This window comes from Corynebacterium sp. HMSC073D01 (assembly GCF_001815555.1).
Taxonomy (GTDB): domain Bacteria; phylum Actinomycetota; class Actinomycetes; order Mycobacteriales; family Mycobacteriaceae; genus Corynebacterium; species Corynebacterium glucuronolyticum.
Genome location: NZ_KV821025.1, coordinates 151,817 through 168,018 on the forward strand (window position 1 = coordinate 151,817; position 16,202 = coordinate 168,018).

12 protein-coding genes are annotated in these 16,202 nt (G+C 56.9%); 10 read left to right on the forward strand and 2 right to left on the reverse strand.

Features of this window, described 5'->3' with window-relative positions; translation table 11 throughout:
* Positions 1 to 484 precede the first annotated feature (484 nt).
* From rpsB to rlmN, 6 genes are all read left to right on the forward strand, one after another.
* On the forward strand, positions 485 to 1,336 hold the full coding sequence (gene rpsB, locus HMPREF3044_RS02740) for a 30S ribosomal protein S2 (RefSeq protein WP_005389606.1): 852 nt from the start codon (positions 485 to 487) through the stop codon (positions 1,334 to 1,336).
* A gap of 181 nt (positions 1,337 to 1,517) precedes the next feature.
* On the forward strand, positions 1,518 to 2,345 hold the full coding sequence (gene tsf, locus HMPREF3044_RS02745) for a translation elongation factor Ts (RefSeq protein WP_005389607.1): 828 nt from the start codon (positions 1,518 to 1,520) through the stop codon (positions 2,343 to 2,345).
* Between the two features lie 204 nt (positions 2,346 to 2,549).
* The gene (gene pyrH / locus HMPREF3044_RS02750; RefSeq protein WP_070739231.1) at positions 2,550 to 3,236 is read left to right on the forward strand and encodes a UMP kinase; all 687 of its coding nucleotides are present in this window, start codon (positions 2,550 to 2,552) and stop codon (positions 3,234 to 3,236) included.
* A 216-nt stretch (positions 3,237 to 3,452) separates the two neighbouring features.
* Positions 3,453 to 4,010 carry a ribosome recycling factor gene (frr, locus tag HMPREF3044_RS02755; RefSeq protein ID WP_005389609.1) on the forward strand — a complete coding sequence of 186 codons (558 nt, stop codon included), beginning with the start codon at positions 3,453 to 3,455 and terminating at the stop codon, positions 4,008 to 4,010.
* A gap of 384 nt (positions 4,011 to 4,394) precedes the next feature.
* Complete coding sequence (locus tag HMPREF3044_RS02760; protein ID WP_196793925.1) at positions 4,395 to 5,294, forward strand: phosphatidate cytidylyltransferase; 900 nt, start codon at positions 4,395 to 4,397, stop codon at positions 5,292 to 5,294.
* A 268-nt stretch (positions 5,295 to 5,562) separates the two neighbouring features.
* Positions 5,563 to 6,747 carry a dual-specificity RNA methyltransferase RlmN gene (gene rlmN, locus HMPREF3044_RS02765; protein WP_231286041.1) on the forward strand — a complete coding sequence of 395 codons (1,185 nt, stop codon included), beginning with the start codon at positions 5,563 to 5,565 and terminating at the stop codon, positions 6,745 to 6,747.
* Between the two features lie 549 nt (positions 6,748 to 7,296).
* Here rlmN and HMPREF3044_RS02770 read toward each other — a convergent pair.
* On the reverse strand, positions 7,297 to 7,842 hold the full coding sequence (locus HMPREF3044_RS02770; protein ID WP_005389613.1) for a DUF2631 domain-containing protein: 546 nt from the start codon (positions 7,840 to 7,842) through the stop codon (positions 7,297 to 7,299).
* A gap of 678 nt (positions 7,843 to 8,520) precedes the next feature.
* Between HMPREF3044_RS02770 and dxr the strand changes: the two genes are divergently transcribed.
* From dxr to ispG, 3 genes are all read left to right on the forward strand, one after another.
* Positions 8,521 to 9,681, forward strand: coding sequence for a 1-deoxy-D-xylulose-5-phosphate reductoisomerase (gene dxr / locus HMPREF3044_RS02775; protein WP_005395640.1), 1,161 nt, complete (start codon positions 8,521 to 8,523; stop codon positions 9,679 to 9,681).
* A gap of 277 nt (positions 9,682 to 9,958) precedes the next feature.
* Entirely contained in the window at positions 9,959 to 11,140 is a 1,182-nt protein-coding gene (locus HMPREF3044_RS02780; RefSeq protein ID WP_070739169.1) for a M50 family metallopeptidase, read from the forward strand.
* A 92-nt stretch (positions 11,141 to 11,232) separates the two neighbouring features.
* Positions 11,233 to 12,357 (forward strand): flavodoxin-dependent (E)-4-hydroxy-3-methylbut-2-enyl-diphosphate synthase, encoded by a 1,125-nt coding sequence (gene ispG, locus HMPREF3044_RS02785; protein ID WP_034989476.1) that lies wholly within the window; start codon positions 11,233 to 11,235, stop codon positions 12,355 to 12,357.
* A gap of 294 nt (positions 12,358 to 12,651) precedes the next feature.
* On the opposite strand, the gene HMPREF3044_RS02790 is transcribed toward ispG, so the two are convergent.
* Positions 12,652 to 14,127, reverse strand: a complete 1,476-nt coding sequence (locus HMPREF3044_RS02790) for a DUF5129 domain-containing protein (protein ID WP_070739171.1) — start codon at positions 14,125 to 14,127, stop codon at positions 12,652 to 12,654.
* Positions 14,128 to 14,297: 170 nt separating this feature from the next.
* On the opposite strand from HMPREF3044_RS02790, the gene HMPREF3044_RS02795 reads away from it, so the two are divergent.
* Positions 14,298 to 16,091 carry a penicillin-binding transpeptidase domain-containing protein gene (locus HMPREF3044_RS02795; protein WP_005389621.1) on the forward strand — a complete coding sequence of 598 codons (1,794 nt, stop codon included), beginning with the start codon at positions 14,298 to 14,300 and terminating at the stop codon, positions 16,089 to 16,091.
* The last annotated feature ends 111 nt before the right edge of the window (positions 16,092 to 16,202 follow it).

The following is a 16,202-nucleotide window of genomic DNA, read 5'->3' on the forward strand; positions in this document are numbered from 1 at the left end:
GGTTTTATAGTTCCGAAAGTTATCCACAATGAGGAGTCGGAAGCTGGAAGAACGCACGTGAAGGAGGACCACCTGCAGGATCCGCTTATGACCGGAATGAACGGAAACTTTGCCTTGCAGGTGCGCTCACTGGTTTCCTACGGATGCGGTTCTTGCGGATGCGCTTATTGTGCTGCGGTGGTACGGTCGAACGCGGGGTTACGTCGCATGCTTGGAAATTAGGTCTTTGAGTGTGTCAGGGGTATAGTTGGTAGTCGCAGTGTGCCTGCTTTGGGGATTTCACATTGTGCGAGCTCGGTCGAGCGAAAGCCCGAGTGTGTTCGTATAAACCACATTTTCCCATGACAAGCAGCTGACTACGCGCGGCTTTCCGTGAAGCCCGTTCACGTGGTCCCTTCGGGGTGTGGACGGTCGGAAGTCGCTAGGGTGCAGGAAAAACCTGCACGTTGAGTACGAATGTAACCACAAAAGTAAAGGATCCACCATGGCAGTTGTAACCATGCGAGAGCTCCTCGACGCCGGTGTCCACTTTGGCCACCAGACCCGTCGTTGGAACCCGAAGATGAAGCGTTTCATCTTCACCGACCGTAACGGCATCTACATCATCGACCTGCAGCAGACGCTGACCTACATCGATCAGGCTTTCGAGTTCGTCAAGGAGACCGTTGCCCACGGCGGCACCATCCTGTTCGTCGGCACCAAGAAGCAGGCTCAGGAAGCTATCCAGAACGAGGCTGAGCGCGTCGGAATGCCGTACGTCAACCACCGTTGGCTGGGCGGCATGCTGACCAACTTCCAGACCGTGTCCAAGCGCCTTCACCGCATGAAGGAACTGCAGGCAATGGATCAGGCTGAGGACGGCTACGCCGGGCGTGGCAAGAAGGAAATCCTCATGCTCACCCGCGAGCGCACCAAGCTTGAGCGCGTTCTCGGTGGCATCGCTGACATGAGCAAGATTCCGTCCGCCATGTGGATTGTTGATACCAACAAGGAGCACATCGCGGTTTCTGAGGCTCACAAGCTGAACATCCCGGTTGTCGCTATTCTCGATACGAACTGCGACCCTGATGAGGTTGACTACCCGGTGCCGGGCAACGATGATGCCATCCGCGCCACCACCGTTCTCACCCGCGTTATCTCCACTGCAGTGGAGGAGGGCCAGAAGGCACGCAAGGAGCGCGAGCTCGAGGCTGCCAAGAAGGCCGCCGGGGATGACAACAAGGAAGAGGTTGCACCGAAGGTTGAGGCTTCTTCTGAGGAGGTCGCTCCCAAGGTAGAGGAGTCCAAGGAAGAGGTAGCCCCCAAGGTTGAGGCTTCCGAGGAGTCCGCTAAGTAATTCCAGGGGTCGATGATCCCGGGGAATTATCCCCCCTCTAGGCCCTCACGTACTACGCATGCGTGAGGGCTTTTCTATGATGTTCCTGGCATCGCAAACGAGCAATACTGGGAAACTTCAAGTACGCTTTATTAAGCGAAAACGATCCACAAAAATTTAACTCAAGGAGGATCGCCCAACAATGGCGAACTACACCGCTGCAGACGTGAAGAAACTGCGTCAGATGACCGGATCCGGCATGCTGGATTGCAAGAATGCCCTGAGTGAGACCGACGGCGACTTTGAAAAGGCCGTCGAGCTGCTCCGTATCAAGGGAGCAAAGGATGTGGGCAAGCGTGCAGACCGCGACGCTGCCGAGGGCATCGTTGCCATCTCCGGCAACACCATCGTCGAGGTTAACGCTGAAACCGACTTCGTGGCCAAGACCCCTGAGTTTATCGAGTTCGTAGATGCCGTCGCTGCTGCCGCCGGTGAAGCCAAGGCGAATTCCGCTGAGGAGCTTGCCGCCGTCGAGGTTAATGGTCGCCCCGCAGCTGACGTTCTCCAGGAGATGTCCGCAAAGATCGGTGAGAAGCTTCAGCTTCGTCGCGCTGCCACCCTTGAGGGTGCACATGTCGCCACCTACCTGCATCAGCGTTCCGCCGACCTGCCGCCGGCCGTGGGCGTGCTCGTAGCCTACGAAGGCGAGGGCGACTCCGCGAAGGAAGCAGCGCACCAGGTGTGCCTCCAGGTTGCGGCCCTTAAGGCTCAGTACCTGACCCGCGAGGATGTTCCCGCTGAGGTCGTCGAGAAGGAGCGTTCTATCGCCGAGCAGATCACTCGCGAGGAGGGTAAGCCGGAGAAGGCTATCCCGAAGATCGTTGAGGGTCGCCTGGGTGGCTTCTACAAGGACGTCGTCCTGCTCGATCAGCCGAGTGTTGCTGACAACAAGAAGACCGTTGGCAAGCTGGCCGAAGAAGCTGGCATCACCGTCACCGGCTTCGTCCGTTACGAGGTTGGCCAGAAGTAACACGACTGGCTCTTAGCTAGCAGGATCCTGCGGATCTAGCAGTTCTGCTTTTGGGCGCACCATCGTTTCCAGTGGGAACGGCGGTGCGCCTTTGTTATACGGTAAGATAAAGCCGATTGACTAGCAGCGAATAGCAACAGGAAGGACAGACTCGTGGTCGACGAGGTCGCAGAACAATCCAGCCGAGGTGGGTTCAAGCGTGTCATGCTCAAGCTTGGCGGAGAGATGTTTGGCGGTGGCCAGGTCGGAATTGATCCCGACGTAGTGGAGAATGTGGCGAAGCAGATCGCTGAAGTGTCTAACAATGGCACCGAGGTGTGCGTTGTGATCGGTGGCGGCAACTTCTTCCGTGGAGCTGAACTGCAAAAGCGTGGACTGGACAGGGCCCGCAGTGACTACATGGGCATGCTGGGAACGGTAATGAATTGCCTCGCCCTTCAGGATTTTCTTGAGCAGCAGGGCGTGGAAACCCGTGTGCAGACATCGATCAACATGGCCCAAGTGGCCGAGCCCTACCTTCCATTGCGTGCAAAGCGCCATCTAGAGAAGGGGCGCGTTGTCATCTTTGGTTGCGGCATGGGCATGCCGTATTTCTCCACTGACACCACCGCTGCCCAGCGTGCGTTGGAGATCGACTGTGAGGTTCTCCTCATGGCAAAGGCCGTGGATGGCATTTACAGTGATGATCCACGCACCAATCCTGATGCGGAGCTTTTTGAATCCATTACACCCGACGAAGTCATCCGTCGTGACCTGAAAGTCGCCGATTCCACCGCTTTCTCCCTGTGCAAGGACAACGGGATGCCGATTCTGGTGTTTAACCTCCTCACGGAAGGGAACATTCGTCGAGCGGTCAGTGGCGAGAAGATTGGTACCCTGGTGAGCAAGTAGTTCCGATTCCGTGTTCGTGCCACCGTCTCCGGGCGGAATGTCACACACTGATACCAATCGGCATGAACAGCGGAGACGAACAGTCCTACGACCCGTTCCGGAGCAGAGGAGAAACGTCCTCCTCTGGGCGCGGTTCCCAGAAAGTGAATTCATTACAAACGAGCGATGGAGAAAGGTTTTCTTACATCGCCTCCGAAGGAGAAGTAGACTCTAACCATGATTGATGAAGTAATCCTTGAAGCCGACGAGCGGATGGAAGCCACCGTGGATCACACCCGCGAGGAGCTTTCCCACATCCGCACGGGACGCGCTAATCCGTCAATGTTCAACGGCGTGATTGCGGAGTTCTACGGCCAACCAACCCCTATTAACCAGATGGCTACCATTTCTGTTCCCGAGCCACGTATGCTGCTCATTAAGCCGTACGATATGAACTCGATGGACGATATCGAGCGTGCAATTAGAAACTCTGATCTCGGTGTAAACCCGACAAACGATGGCCAGGTTCTGCGCGTAACGGTTCCGCAGCTCACAGAGGAACGTCGTCGCGAGATGGTGAAGGTAGCCAAGTCCAAGGGTGAGGAAGGCAAGATCGCCATCCGAAACATCCGCCGCAAGGGGATGGATCAGCTGAAGAAGATCCAAAAGGACGGCGACGCTGGCGAGGACGAGGTGCAGGCTGGCGAGAAGGAACTGGACAAGGTTACTAAGAAGAACGAGACTCGCGTGGAAGAGCTCGTGGAAGCGAAGGAAAAGGACCTGATGGAGGTCTAAACCGGAGCCCACGTCCAGACGCTCTACGGGTATCCACAGAGCGACGACCTAGCGCCACGGCGACACCCGTGGCGCGTTTGTCGCAGTGGATACAGATGAGGAAAATGCGTAATTCGCCTGCAGTGCTGAGTCCAAGATATGCAGGGGAGGATACACGCATAAGCAGTTTCTGGGTCCAATCAAGCGTGGACAGTGCCTGTTCGTGCTTGAAATAGGACACACGGCGAATCTTTATTGCCTCAAGAATGCATCGTTGTGGACTAGGCTCGAGGGGAGTACGCGCAGTGCTTCTGCACCTCCGCGCGCTGAAAGCCTCGCCCTGAACAGCGAGGGAGCCCCGATCCCCGTTTTTTCGACGATCACCAAGGAATCACAAGAAGCACAATGTCCCGTCCAGACTTTTCACGGTTCAGCTGGGAACAGCTTTCAGAGGTCCGCATACCGCGGCCAAAGAATGACTCCGGGCGCAACATGCCCGCCGCCATCACCACAAGCGTCATTCTCATCGCGATCGTCCTGGTTGGTATCCTTGTCGGCCCCGTTGCCTGGTACCCGATTGTCGCGACCGCCGTCGCGCTAGCCACGTGGGAAGTCCATCGGCGTCTGACCGAGGGGGGCTATGCTATGAGCCTGTCCATTCTCCTCTTCGGCGGGCAAATCATGGTGTGGTCCTCGTGGCCGTGGGGATTGTGGGGGCTCATGGCGGGCTACGTGAGCAGCATCCTCCTTGTAATGTTCAGTCGGCTGTTCAGAAACGGTAGGCATACCCCGCCACGCAACTACTGGCGTGATATGTCGATGTCCGTATTCGTGCTGACGTGGATCGCCCTGTTCGGATCGTTCATCGCCATGTTGTCGAACATCACTCGACATGATATCCCCGGGCCCATGTTTATCCTGACGTTTATGCTCTGCGTCATCGCCAGTGATACGGGCGGTTTCCTTGCCGGTGTTGGTTTCGGTTCACACTCCATGGCTCCGGCGGTGAGCCCGAACAAATCGTGGGAGGGGTTCGCCGGTTCGCTTGCCCTCGGCATGGTAGTCGGTGCTCTTACGGTTCGTTTCCTGCTTCACGCAAATCCACTCTTGGGAGTGGTTCTTGGGGCTCTTCTCGTGATCGCAGCGACGTTGGGCGATCTTGTGGAAAGCCAATTTAAGCGCGAGTTGGGTATCAAGGATATGTCGCGGATGCTTCCTGGACACGGTGGGCTCATGGATAGGCTCGATGGAATGCTGCCCGCCGGTGTGGTGACGTGGCTCATTTTGTCGATTCTTCAGACTTAGTCTGAGGAAAGCACACCCCCTGTGGAGTATCCCTCCCGAACAATGCACTCAGGCGATGATATTCCGTCCGCGGTTTTCCGTCAGCGTCTAAAAAAGAGAACACATCGCTAGTGGGTCTTGTAGTCGCGTTGCTCACCGAATAGCCCAGGTGGTGTGCAGAAATTCAGTAGTTACCAGCGCAGTCAGGAAACAGCTCGGGCGGTGAAGCGGTGCGCGACGGGAACTCGTTGGGGGATTGCTGGCTCTTTCTGGCACAATGAGGGTTATTATGGCTGAACCTGTTGTTTTGAACTTTAACCGTGCCCGGCGCTCGATGCCGCCGAAGCATTATGCCGATTACACCAAAGACGAGCGGATCGAGATTCTCAAGGAGCTTGGCCTCCCTAAGTTCCGAGACAACCAAATCGCGCGCCATTATTACGGCCGGTTTGAGGCAGATCCTGAACTGATGACTGACCTTCCTGAGTCTGTCCGTACGACGGTAGGGGAGAAGCTTTTCCCCCAGTTGATGTCTCCGGTGCGGGAGACATCCGCGGACGATGGCAAGACCCAAAAGATGTTATGGAAGCTCCACGATGGAACGCTTCTTGAGTCTGTATTGATGGAATACCCAGATCGCGCAACACTGTGCATTTCCTCCCAGGCCGGATGTGGAATGGCATGCCCATTTTGCGCGACCGGTCAAGGCGGTCTCGACCGCAATCTTTCTACGGGGGAGATCGTTGACCAAGTGCGTGCTGCAGCTGCCACCATGCAGGCTAAGGGCGGCCGCTTATCCAACATCGTGTTTATGGGCATGGGTGAGCCCTTGGCCAATTACAACCGCGTTCTCAGTGCCATCCGGCAGATCACGCAGCCGTCGCCGGAGGGTTTCGGTATCTCCCAGCGGGGCATCACACTGTCGACGGTGGGGCTGGCTCCTGCTATTCGCCGCTTCGCCGCTGAAGGTTTGTCTTGCCGGCTTGCGGTGAGTCTTCATACTCCTGACGACGAGCTCCGCGATTCTCTGGTTCCCGCTAACAACAGGTGGTCTATTGCAGAGGTTCTTGATGCCGCGCGGGAGTACGCAGAGGCCTCAGGCAGGCGGGTATCGATTGAGTACGCCCTCATTCGCGATATCAATGATCAACCGTGGCGGGCGGACCTACTTGGTAAGAAGCTGCATGGTGCCTTGGGATCCAAGGTGCACGTTAACCTCATTCCACTGAACCCGACACCGGGATCGAAGTGGGATGCAAGTCCCAAACGTGTGCAGGACGAGTTTCAAAAGCGCGTCATCGCGCGCGGGGTCACTTGTACTGTTCGTGACACCCGTGGCCAAGAAATCGCCGCAGCATGTGGACAGCTCGCTGCTGAGGAGCGAACAGGCGCGGCGGCTCGGCGTGCGAAGGAAGCAACCGCGGAGGCAGCTCGCCTGACCGATGAAGCCGCGCGCAACAGTAAGCAGCGATAAGAGTCGGTAACCATCTGGCTGGTCCTCATGCGTTGGTGTTCGGCCACCCGCACCATTTGTGGTGGCCGCAATACCAGGCAGCAGACAGTTTGTAAGACTCGTGGTCGGTTGCGCCTTTCGGGATAAATACAAACGTCTCGCCCTGCTTCCTGGCGCTGGGGCGTGCGGTGGGAAAGCCGCTTGGGAATCATCAATGCCAGTCTGAGGGGCGGGGCTACCAATAGGAACACCAGGGCACATGGCCGCCAATAGGAACGTCAGGGCACATGGCCGCCAAGAACGTGGCTGATCGCTAAAACTGGGCCGGCTGCGTGATGTGGGTGATGACTGCGACGGGTGAGTGCCGGAAGAAAGCAAAGGTAAACCGCCTTTCACCAAAAGTGGAAGGCGGTTTAGATTACCCTACTACTCCGAAAAAGGAGGTCTGTGGCGTTCCTGTGACGTACGTCGATGGGAATCCGGCGAGGCGGATCGGTTCATCGCTTGTAGCAGTGAACAGTCACTGGCTTGTGCGTCACATGACGCGCAAGTGCACGACGAGGAGAAGTTTTACTTTTCTTCGATGACAGCAGTTGCTGCCTCAGGCGCAGCAACGTGGCGAGCCGGTGCCTCGGTGCGGTGAACGAGAGCCGGATCGTAGTTGAGGCTGCGAAGTTGGGAGTCGGTGAGGTTGGCGTAGTCGCCAGTAAGGTGCTTCTGGTCGTAGTTCCAGTTCTTCTCCTGGTATCCCTGCGGCTGGTTGTTCGCTGTCACCTTGCGTACCTGGTTGAGATCAGGCTTGATCGCGAACACGATGAGTCCGAGGGCGATGACCACAGCGAGCGTCACGAGCCAAATGGTCTCAACGTGACCCCGGTGGTTACCGAAGTTGAAAGCCAGGAGGAGTACGACGCCGATCCAACCACAGATCTGAATGACACCGTTGCCGATGCGGTGCCAGCCCCACTTAGCCGACGGCTCGTCGAGGGTGTTTACTCCGTTGTAAATTTCTCCGCCCTGTTCAGCCTGTACAGCCGGCTTGCGATTCTTGCGAGCCTTCTTGACCTTCTTGCCGGAATTGGCATTTTCGGCATTCACAGTGTGGGAACCAGCCACGGTAACTCCTTATTCCATCAACGTGAGCGCCGGGCGCCAGTAGCAGCAAGAAACTAGCTACCGTGGCGTGCGCAACGCTGCACGTGCACTTTTATCTAGACAGACTAAATCTTTCCACACTTTCTCTACTTCGTCGAACAACCAGCCGCGTATCACTCAAATATCCGCCTTTCGACGTACCCTATTTCCCGCGTAGGGGGTAGGGACCATGTATCCACAGGCTCCACCATTGGGTACGCGAAGACGTTACCGGCGCTGGGAAATCCTCGCTCTGGACGGCTCGCATTGAATGCGCTCACCCCGTTTCCTTCTGCGTGACGGTCGGGTTGCTCGAGAATCTGTAACGGATGACGTTAGTATGTGAATGAGCTATTTTTCGTGGTTGTGAACGCACATGTGTTTTCCAACCTATGCTCGGCGATGTCTGGGTGCTCTCACACGAATCGGGTGAGGGCATCTGCCTACTAGTGTTTTCTATGACACCGGGTAGCCGGAAAGACACCGGGCATGCGGAAAATGCCGTCTCCTTGTTCGGTCAGGGCAACCTCCGAGTAAGGCACCTCCGAGTGAAAGAGCATCCGAGAAGGTGGCATCCGGACTGGGCAGCGGTGTCTGGCAGCAACAGGCGGGTAGATTCACAAACGTAGACGAAGAAACATGAAGGTAAGGCAGGGTTAGATGCCACGGACAGTTTTGATTTTGGGATCCACAGGATCCATTGGAACTCAGGCGTTGGAAGTAATTGCAGCCAACCCCGACAAGTTCCGAGTAGTAGGTATCGCAGCGGGTGGATCGCACACGGATGTGCTCATCGAGCAGGCTCGAGCACTGGGACTTTCCCCATCGCAGGTTGCAGTAGCGCGTCATCATGAAGCAGTGGAAGACGCACTAGGTGGAGAGGTTATTACAGGATCTGATGCTGCGGAACAGCTAGTTCGCTCAGTGAAGGCGGATACCGTTCTCAACGGACTCGTTGGATCGATGGGTCTAGCAGCTACCCTCGCAGTCCTTGATCAAGGCGAAGTGCTCGCCCTGGCTAATAAGGAGTCTCTCGTTGCCGGTGGCGAGCTAGTAATGAAGAAGGCCACTCCTGGACAGATCGTTCCAGTGGATTCGGAACATTCGGCTATGGCGCAGGCACTGAGGTCGGGGACCCACGGTGAGATTCGGTCCCTCGTACTCACAGCATCGGGTGGTCCCTTCCGCGGCTGGACGCGCGAGGAGATGTGGGATGTCACCCCGGGACAAGCCGCCAAACACCCAACGTGGTCTATGGGCCAAATGAATACCCTGAATTCGGCGACGCTGGTGAATAAGGGGCTGGAGCTGATCGAGGCCAGCCTGCTCTTCGATGTGCCGGCGGAGAAGATCGAGGTCACTGTTCATCCTCAGTCAATCGTGCATTCGGCTATCACATTTGTCGATGGGGCTACCATTGCGCAGGCCTCCCCGCCGTCCATGAAACTTCCAATTTCACTGGCGTTGAACTGGCCGGATCGTGTTCCAGATGCGCAACCGCATCTTGATTTCTCGCAAAAATATGAGTGGACGTTTGAACCCGTGGACGAGGTAAATTTCCCGGCTGTCCGACTTGCCCGGGAAGTGGTAACCAGGGGCGGAACGTGGCCAGCAGTGTTTAACGCTGCGAATGAAGAAGCAGCAGCGGAATTCCTTGCCGGGCGCCTCCAATTTCCACAGATTGTCGATGTGGTGGAGTCTGTTTTGGGCAAAGCTGATGATTTTGCCGGTACTCCACGCGATTTCGATGACGTGATGGCCACGCAGGACGCTGCCAGGCGTTGCGCCCATGACGTGCTAGGGTCCCTGCAGTCCGACTAAGCGGGCGCAGCTCTCAGGAGGCTGGATTGCTGTTCGTCACGATTCCGCTCAAAAGAGCGAAGCTGGGAGCTTCCCTCACCTGAGATGTGGATCCAGCTAGTTCCGTGTGTATCTGGGTAAGTAGGACGTGACCATCCCCAGCCTCCATCGCGAGCTTTGTACCTGCACAGGGAAACGTGGAAAGTACCGCTGATTGGCGGTACATGGCACAATCGGGTTACTATTCCCGCGCGCTTCGGTGTGGATCACATGACCAAGAAAGAAGGATGACCGCCGCATGAGTTACTTCCTGGGAGTAGTCCTATTTGCTGTCGGAATAGCAGTGACAATTGCTCTCCACGAGTTTGGGCACTTCGCCATCGCGCGTCTATCTGGCATGCGTGTAAGGCGCTTCTTTGTCGGGTTTGGTCCTACGCTCTGGAAAATCACCAAGGGACACACAGACTACGGCTTTAAGGCAATTCCCCTCGGGGGATTTTGTGACATCGCGGGAATGACAGCGCTCGATGAGATGACCCCCGAAGAAGAGTCTCAGGCGATGTACAAGAAGCCCGCGTGGAAGCGGATCGCTGTGATGTCCGGTGGCATCGCCATGAACATCCTCGTGGGAACAGTCATTCTTTACGGTTTGGCTGTCACGACAGGCCTGCCAAATCCGCACCCCGATGTCACCCCAGTGGTGGCAGAAACGAAATGCATTGGACAAGGGTGCGAGGGGAGCGGACCGGCCTTCGAAGCAGGTATCCGACCCGGCGACGCTATTCGGAGCGTTGGAGGGGTGGAAACGCCCTCATTTATCGATGTGCGGAATGAGGTGTTTACCCATCCCAACGAGACAGTCGACATTGCCGTAGAACGAAACGGTGAACTTCTTACATTCCCCGTTCGAGTAGAGAGCGTCGAGGCAACAGCAGCAGATGGCACCGTCAAGGAAGTCGGAGTCATCGGAGTTTCCAGCGCGCCGATTAAGGATGCCTACCTCACGTACAATCCAGTCAATGCGGTTGGGGCGACGGCATCGTATGCAGGAGATCTTTTTGTTGCCACGTGGGACGGCCTCAAATCGTTCCCGGGTAAGATTCCCGGTGTCGTATCTGCGATTTTCGGCGGCGAGCGTGATCAGTCGTCGCCCATGAGTGTCGTCGGTGCCTCCCGCGTCGGCGGTGAGCTCGTTGAGCGGTCCCTGTGGGCCATGTTCTGGATGCTCCTGTCCAACCTCAACTACTTCCTGGCTTTGTTCAACCTCATTCCGCTCCCGCCCCTCGATGGCGGGCACATTGCGGTGGTGATCTACGAGAAGATTCGTGATGCCCTCCGCCGCCTCCGTGGTCTTGCTCCTGCTGGTCCTGCCGATTACACGAAGCTAATGCCGATCACTTATGCGGCGAGTCTCGCGCTCCTTGTCATCGGTGGGCTTGTAATTGTTGCCGATGTGGTGAACCCCATAAAGTTGTTCTAAGCAGCAAACTCGGACAGCTACGCGTCCTTTGGAAGGGTAGCAGTGTAAACTGGGGCACCGAAAGTTTCCCCAGCTAGAGAATAGGTTTACGAATGCCAGCACCAATCGGACTTGGAATGCCTGAAGTACCACCAGTTCTGCACCCGCGTCGAAAGACGCGTCAGCTCATGGTCGGTAATGTCGGGGTTGGCTCCGATTACCCGGTCTCCGTGCAGTCGATGACAAACACCAAGACCCATGACATTAACGCCACTCTGCAGCAGATTGCAGAGCTTACTGCCTCTGGTTGCGACATCGTCCGCGTTGCGTGCCCGAAGACTGTGGATGCGGATGCACTCCCGATCATTGCGCAGAAGTCCCCGATCCCCGTCATCGCCGATATCCACTTCCAGCCCAAGTACATCTTCCAGGCCATCGAAGCAGGGTGTGCTGCCGTCCGCGTGAACCCCGGTAACATCCGCGAGTTCGATGGCCGAGTGAAGGAAGTGGCCAAGGCCGCAGGCGATGCAGGCATCCCGATCCGCATCGGAGTTAATGCAGGTTCGCTCGACAAGCGGATCATGGAAAAGTACGGAAAGGCCACCCCGGAAGCTCTCGTTGAATCCGCTATCTGGGAGGCGGGCCTATTTGAGGAATACGGCTACGGTGACATCGCCATCTCGGTGAAGCACCACGATCCGGTGATTATGGTGGAGGCCTACCGTCAGCTAGCAGCCAAAACGGATTATCCGCTGCACCTCGGTGTCACCGAAGCGGGTCCCGCATTCCAAGGCACTATCAAGTCCTCGGTAGCCTTCGGTGCCTTGTTGGCTGAAGGTATCGGCGACACCATTCGCGTCTCGCTGTCCACCGCACCGGTGGAGGAGATTCGTGTCGGAGACCAGATCCTTCAGTCGTTGAACCTGCGTCCCCGAAAATTGGACATCGTGTCCTGCCCGTCCTGCGGTCGTGCCCAGGTGGATGTGTACAAACTTGCGGAGGAAGTCACCGAGTCCCTGCAAGGAATGGATATTCCGCTGCGCGTTGCCGTTATGGGTTGCGTCGTTAACGGGCCAGGTGAGGCACGCGATGCCGACCTTGGTGTCGCTTCCGGCAATGGCAAGGGGCAGATCTTCATCAAGGGTGAAGTAATCAAGACCGTGCCAGAAGAAGACATCGTCGAAACACTCATCGAGGAAGCTAAGAAGCTGGATGCGCAGATGCGCGCAGAAGCCTAATACAACGCTGACACATGATGTGTAATGCGTGACCCATGATGAGAGCGGTGACGGAGGTATGACCCCGTCACCGCTTTTCTAATCCGTTCACCGCTTATTCATTCCCTCGCTGTGCAGGTGCGCTACATGCTTTCCAGGGTGTCTGCCTGACACAGGAATGGGGATAGGTAGGTGGGCAAACGTGCCACGTGAGCATCCGTGCTCCTGCACGTGGTGTCGAAGCCTGCGTTGCTCCTTCACGTACGCGCTTGTCCGATGAGGAAAACCCCTATAAATCGGTAGAAGTACCTTTCTTTAAAAGGAGGATGTTCCGCCTGCGGCTGAAAAACCGGAGGAGAAACCGGAGTATCCGCCCGCAGAATTTGCCCCGGCATCGCTGGAGGCGACAGCATCAGAGTGCCACGTACTCATGACCCAGAAGGGAATGAAGTTGTTCCATCCGTAGCCTGGGCGGTAGTCGCTGCTTGTCAGTGCAGGAGGCTCCGGTACAGTTTCCGTCTCAACATCCGAGAACTTCTCGCTCTTTACCTTCGCCAAGGTGTGGCTGTAATCATCTAACAGCTCTACGTACTCGTCGACAAAAGACGGGGACGCTATGCGGGCGGTGAGAGCAGTGAGTCGCTCGTGGAGGTCGTCGAGGCGATCAGCAAGCGGCCCCGTGGTGACGAGGTCACGAGCATCCTCAACATCGTGTCGCAGCGCTGTGAGTTGGTCCTTACGTACCAATTCATCTCCGTGCTCCATTGCATACAGCGTATCGATATTTGCTTCTGCTGTTTCAATGTCTGCAGTGATGCTGGCGGCTTCGTCAATGTCGGTTTTAGCTTGCGCGAACTCTTTGTCGGGGCTCGTCGGAGTAAGGAGACCGATGCGGTCAACAGATTGTCCCACAGCGACAAATTTATTTTGCACTTCCTCCCATTGTTCTCGTAGTCGCCTGTCTGCGAGGCTGGAGGTTAGAGAGTGCGCGCGGATGTTGATCGCATCGAGGCGCTGGGCAACATCTCCGTAGGAGCGAACCACAGAGTCATAATTATCGCGCGCGGCAAGGGTATCCCTGCGTCGCCGATTTGTCCGGGCCACGAGTGTAGAACCCGCAATCGCTGTAAGAGCGCCAGCGGCTGCACCACTGCCTATCGCGGCTCCTACTCTGTTTTCTGCAGCCTGTGCTTGAGCATCTTCCTGGAGGGCAGTGAGATCGAATGCAGCTTGCGCCCCGGCAAAGAGGCCTGCTGGAATGTTGTTCGCCTTCACCCCGGGCTTAACTGCATCAAGGGCCCGCTGGCGGTGGGAATTGTCTTCGGCAATCTGCACAGCGGCGGTAACATCGTCGGAGCCTGTGATGAAGGATTGCCGTGGATCCAGGCCAACCCCGATAATGAACGTTCCGGGAACGAATTCTTTGCCATCGGCGGTGAAGATCTCGGGGAGCTGCTTGCGAGAATATTCTTCCACCGTATCCAGGGCATTTTCGCGGTTGGTGGCAAACACCATGTAGTGAATGGTTTTTACGACGGAAGGTACCTCGAGCCGTGTGGCATCGTTTTGTAACGCCTGTTTGTCGGCATCGGACAGGATTCCGTCTTTGTCGTGAATCTCTACGGTGAACTGAGTTGTTGGTTGCAGTTCCGCCACGGCAGTGTCGAGGTGCACGGCTTCCGGTGGCGTGCTTAAAGTCCAACCGAGGCTGCCGAGTCCTAAGGCAACGACGGCGGTCACAGAACCGACAACGGCGATGGCCCTATTCCTTGGGATGGGTAGTTTAGGCATAGGTTAAGGCTAGCCTGACAATCACTCCGTGTCAGTGTGGCAGTGTGTCAGTGTGATTGTGAACAAACGGGTATGAGAACACGAGCCAGTTGCTCTCCAGTCAGCGCCCGCCGTCCGCGCCCGGCGGGGGAGAGTCGTTCGAGGGTACGGGTGCACTACATTGGGGGGATATGAAGCGGCGGATAATTGCAGCCTGCACAATAGCAGTGCTGACAGCGACGGGACTTACGGCATGTACCCCCAAGCCGAAGACCGCTAATCCGGTGGTGGAAGAGTTCGCGCAGGCGCTAAGCGAGGAAAACTACGAAGCGGCTGCAGCTCTCACGGACGATCCGGAGAGCGCTTTAAGCGAGTTCGAACAATCAGCGTCAGGCCTTCAAGCTGAAGGGGTGGATACCGCTGTTACCGGGGTGGATAACGGTGACACGCTGGCCACAGGACATGTGAAAATGACCTGGGACCTCCCGCGAGACCGGGAGTTCACGTATGCGGGAACACTCAACTTAAACAAGGTAAATAATTCGTGGGTGATTCGGTGGAATCCGAATGTTATCCATCCGTCTCTAGGCAGCAACCAGCATCTGGAGCTGCGCGCGATCGAGGCCCAGAGGGCCTCCGTAGTGACGCAAGACGGCGTGGAGATCCTCAAACCTGGTGTGAAGCACCGGATTATCGTCGACAAGCAGGAGACCACCAGTCTTCCCGGAACCGTGACAAAAATCAGCCAGGTTCTCAGCGAAAATGGTGAGCCCCCAATAGATATCCCAGGTGTATCCCGAGCGATTGCGGAGACAGATGGGGTTTACTCCGTTGCAACCGTGGGCAGTGAACACGGAGACGCAGTGAAGAAGGGGCTCGATGGTGTATCGGGAGTGACTGTCAACGATGAATCTGCCCTCGTGCGTCCACAACCGGAGTTCGCACCCGAGCTGGTGAGCGCCATCGAAAAGGAAGTGACGGAGAAAGTCGAGGGGGAAAACGGCTGGAAGGTTGTGACGGCTAATAATGACGGTGCGGTCATCGACACACTGACAACCACGCAACCACAGCTACAGGCGGCAATTCCGGTGTCGCTCGATCACAAGGTGCAGGAGGCGGCGCAGATCGCCGTCGACAGGCGCCCGGAAATGAAGGTGATGCTCGTTGCGATGCGACCATCGGACGGGGCGATTCTTGGTATTGCCCAGACTCGCAAGGCTGATGAGGACGGAAACGTGGCACTCATGGGCATGTATCCGCCGGGATCGGTGTTCAAGATCATCACGGCTATGACAGGGCTCAATAGTCAGGGGCTCACTCCCGGCTCAACGGTGCCATGCCCGGGGACGATGGAGCTCGGTACCCGCGTTGTGACGAACTACAACAGCTTTTCGCGCGGAATGACGAGCCTCACCGACGCGTTCGCTTCGTCATGTAACACGACCTTTGCCGATATTTCGTACCGCCTGGCTCCCGGTGAGCTACACGCGATGGGGCAGAGGTTTGGCCTCGGAGTGGACTACGAGATTCCGGGGCTGAGCACCGTTACCGGCTCCGTGCCAGAGGGTGAGGAACCCCTCGATCGGATTGACGCAGGTTATGGTCAGGGCGATGACCTCGTGAGTCCGTTTGGGATGGCTCTGGTTGCTTCGACAGCCGCGCATGGCTCGACACCGGTTCCGTGGCTTATCGACGGTCTTAAGACCGAAGTGAAAAATCCGGCCGAGCCGCCCGCACCGGAGCAGATCGCTCAGCTCCAGTCCATGATGCGTGCTGTGGTCACCCAGGGTACCGCCCGCGGGATGCGCGCTGGTGGCGAGATTCATGCCAAGACCGGTGAAGCCGAGTTCGCCGGAGGTTCGCATGCGTGGTTTGCTGGCTACCGCGACGACCTCGCTTTTGCCACTCTCATTGTGGGTGGTGGCGGCTCCGAATCGGCAACCGCCGTAACGGATGTGTTTTTCACGGAGCTGGATCGGCCCTAGGGAGCACCCCACTGGGGCATGCGTGGGGGTAAACCCCCACCTCGGGCAGCAAAGTTCTGCATGTCTCATCCTCCTTGCCACCTGTCTTCTGCATTGTCGATTTTTCGACGG

Coding starts and splice junctions, on each gene's coding strand:
- HMPREF3044_RS02795 (WP_005389621.1), top strand. CDS start 14,298: ATGAAGCGGCGGATAATTGCAGCCTGCACAATAGCAGTGCTGACAGCG.
- HMPREF3044_RS02760 (WP_196793925.1), top strand. CDS start 4,395: ATGTCCCGTCCAGACTTTTCACGGTTCAGCTGGGAACAGCTTTCAGAG.
- HMPREF3044_RS02780 (WP_070739169.1), top strand. CDS start 9,959: ATGAGTTACTTCCTGGGAGTAGTCCTATTTGCTGTCGGAATAGCAGTG.
- rlmN (WP_231286041.1), top strand. CDS start 5,563: ATGGCTGAACCTGTTGTTTTGAACTTTAACCGTGCCCGGCGCTCGATG.
- HMPREF3044_RS02790 (WP_070739171.1), bottom strand. CDS start 14,127: ATGCCTAAACTACCCATCCCAAGGAATAGGGCCATCGCCGTTGTCGGT.
- pyrH (WP_070739231.1), top strand. CDS start 2,550: ATGCTCAAGCTTGGCGGAGAGATGTTTGGCGGTGGCCAGGTCGGAATT.
- tsf (WP_005389607.1), top strand. CDS start 1,518: ATGGCGAACTACACCGCTGCAGACGTGAAGAAACTGCGTCAGATGACC.
- dxr (WP_005395640.1), top strand. CDS start 8,521: ATGCCACGGACAGTTTTGATTTTGGGATCCACAGGATCCATTGGAACT.
- rpsB (WP_005389606.1), top strand. CDS start 485: ATGGCAGTTGTAACCATGCGAGAGCTCCTCGACGCCGGTGTCCACTTT.
- frr (WP_005389609.1), top strand. CDS start 3,453: ATGATTGATGAAGTAATCCTTGAAGCCGACGAGCGGATGGAAGCCACC.
- ispG (WP_034989476.1), top strand. CDS start 11,233: ATGCCAGCACCAATCGGACTTGGAATGCCTGAAGTACCACCAGTTCTG.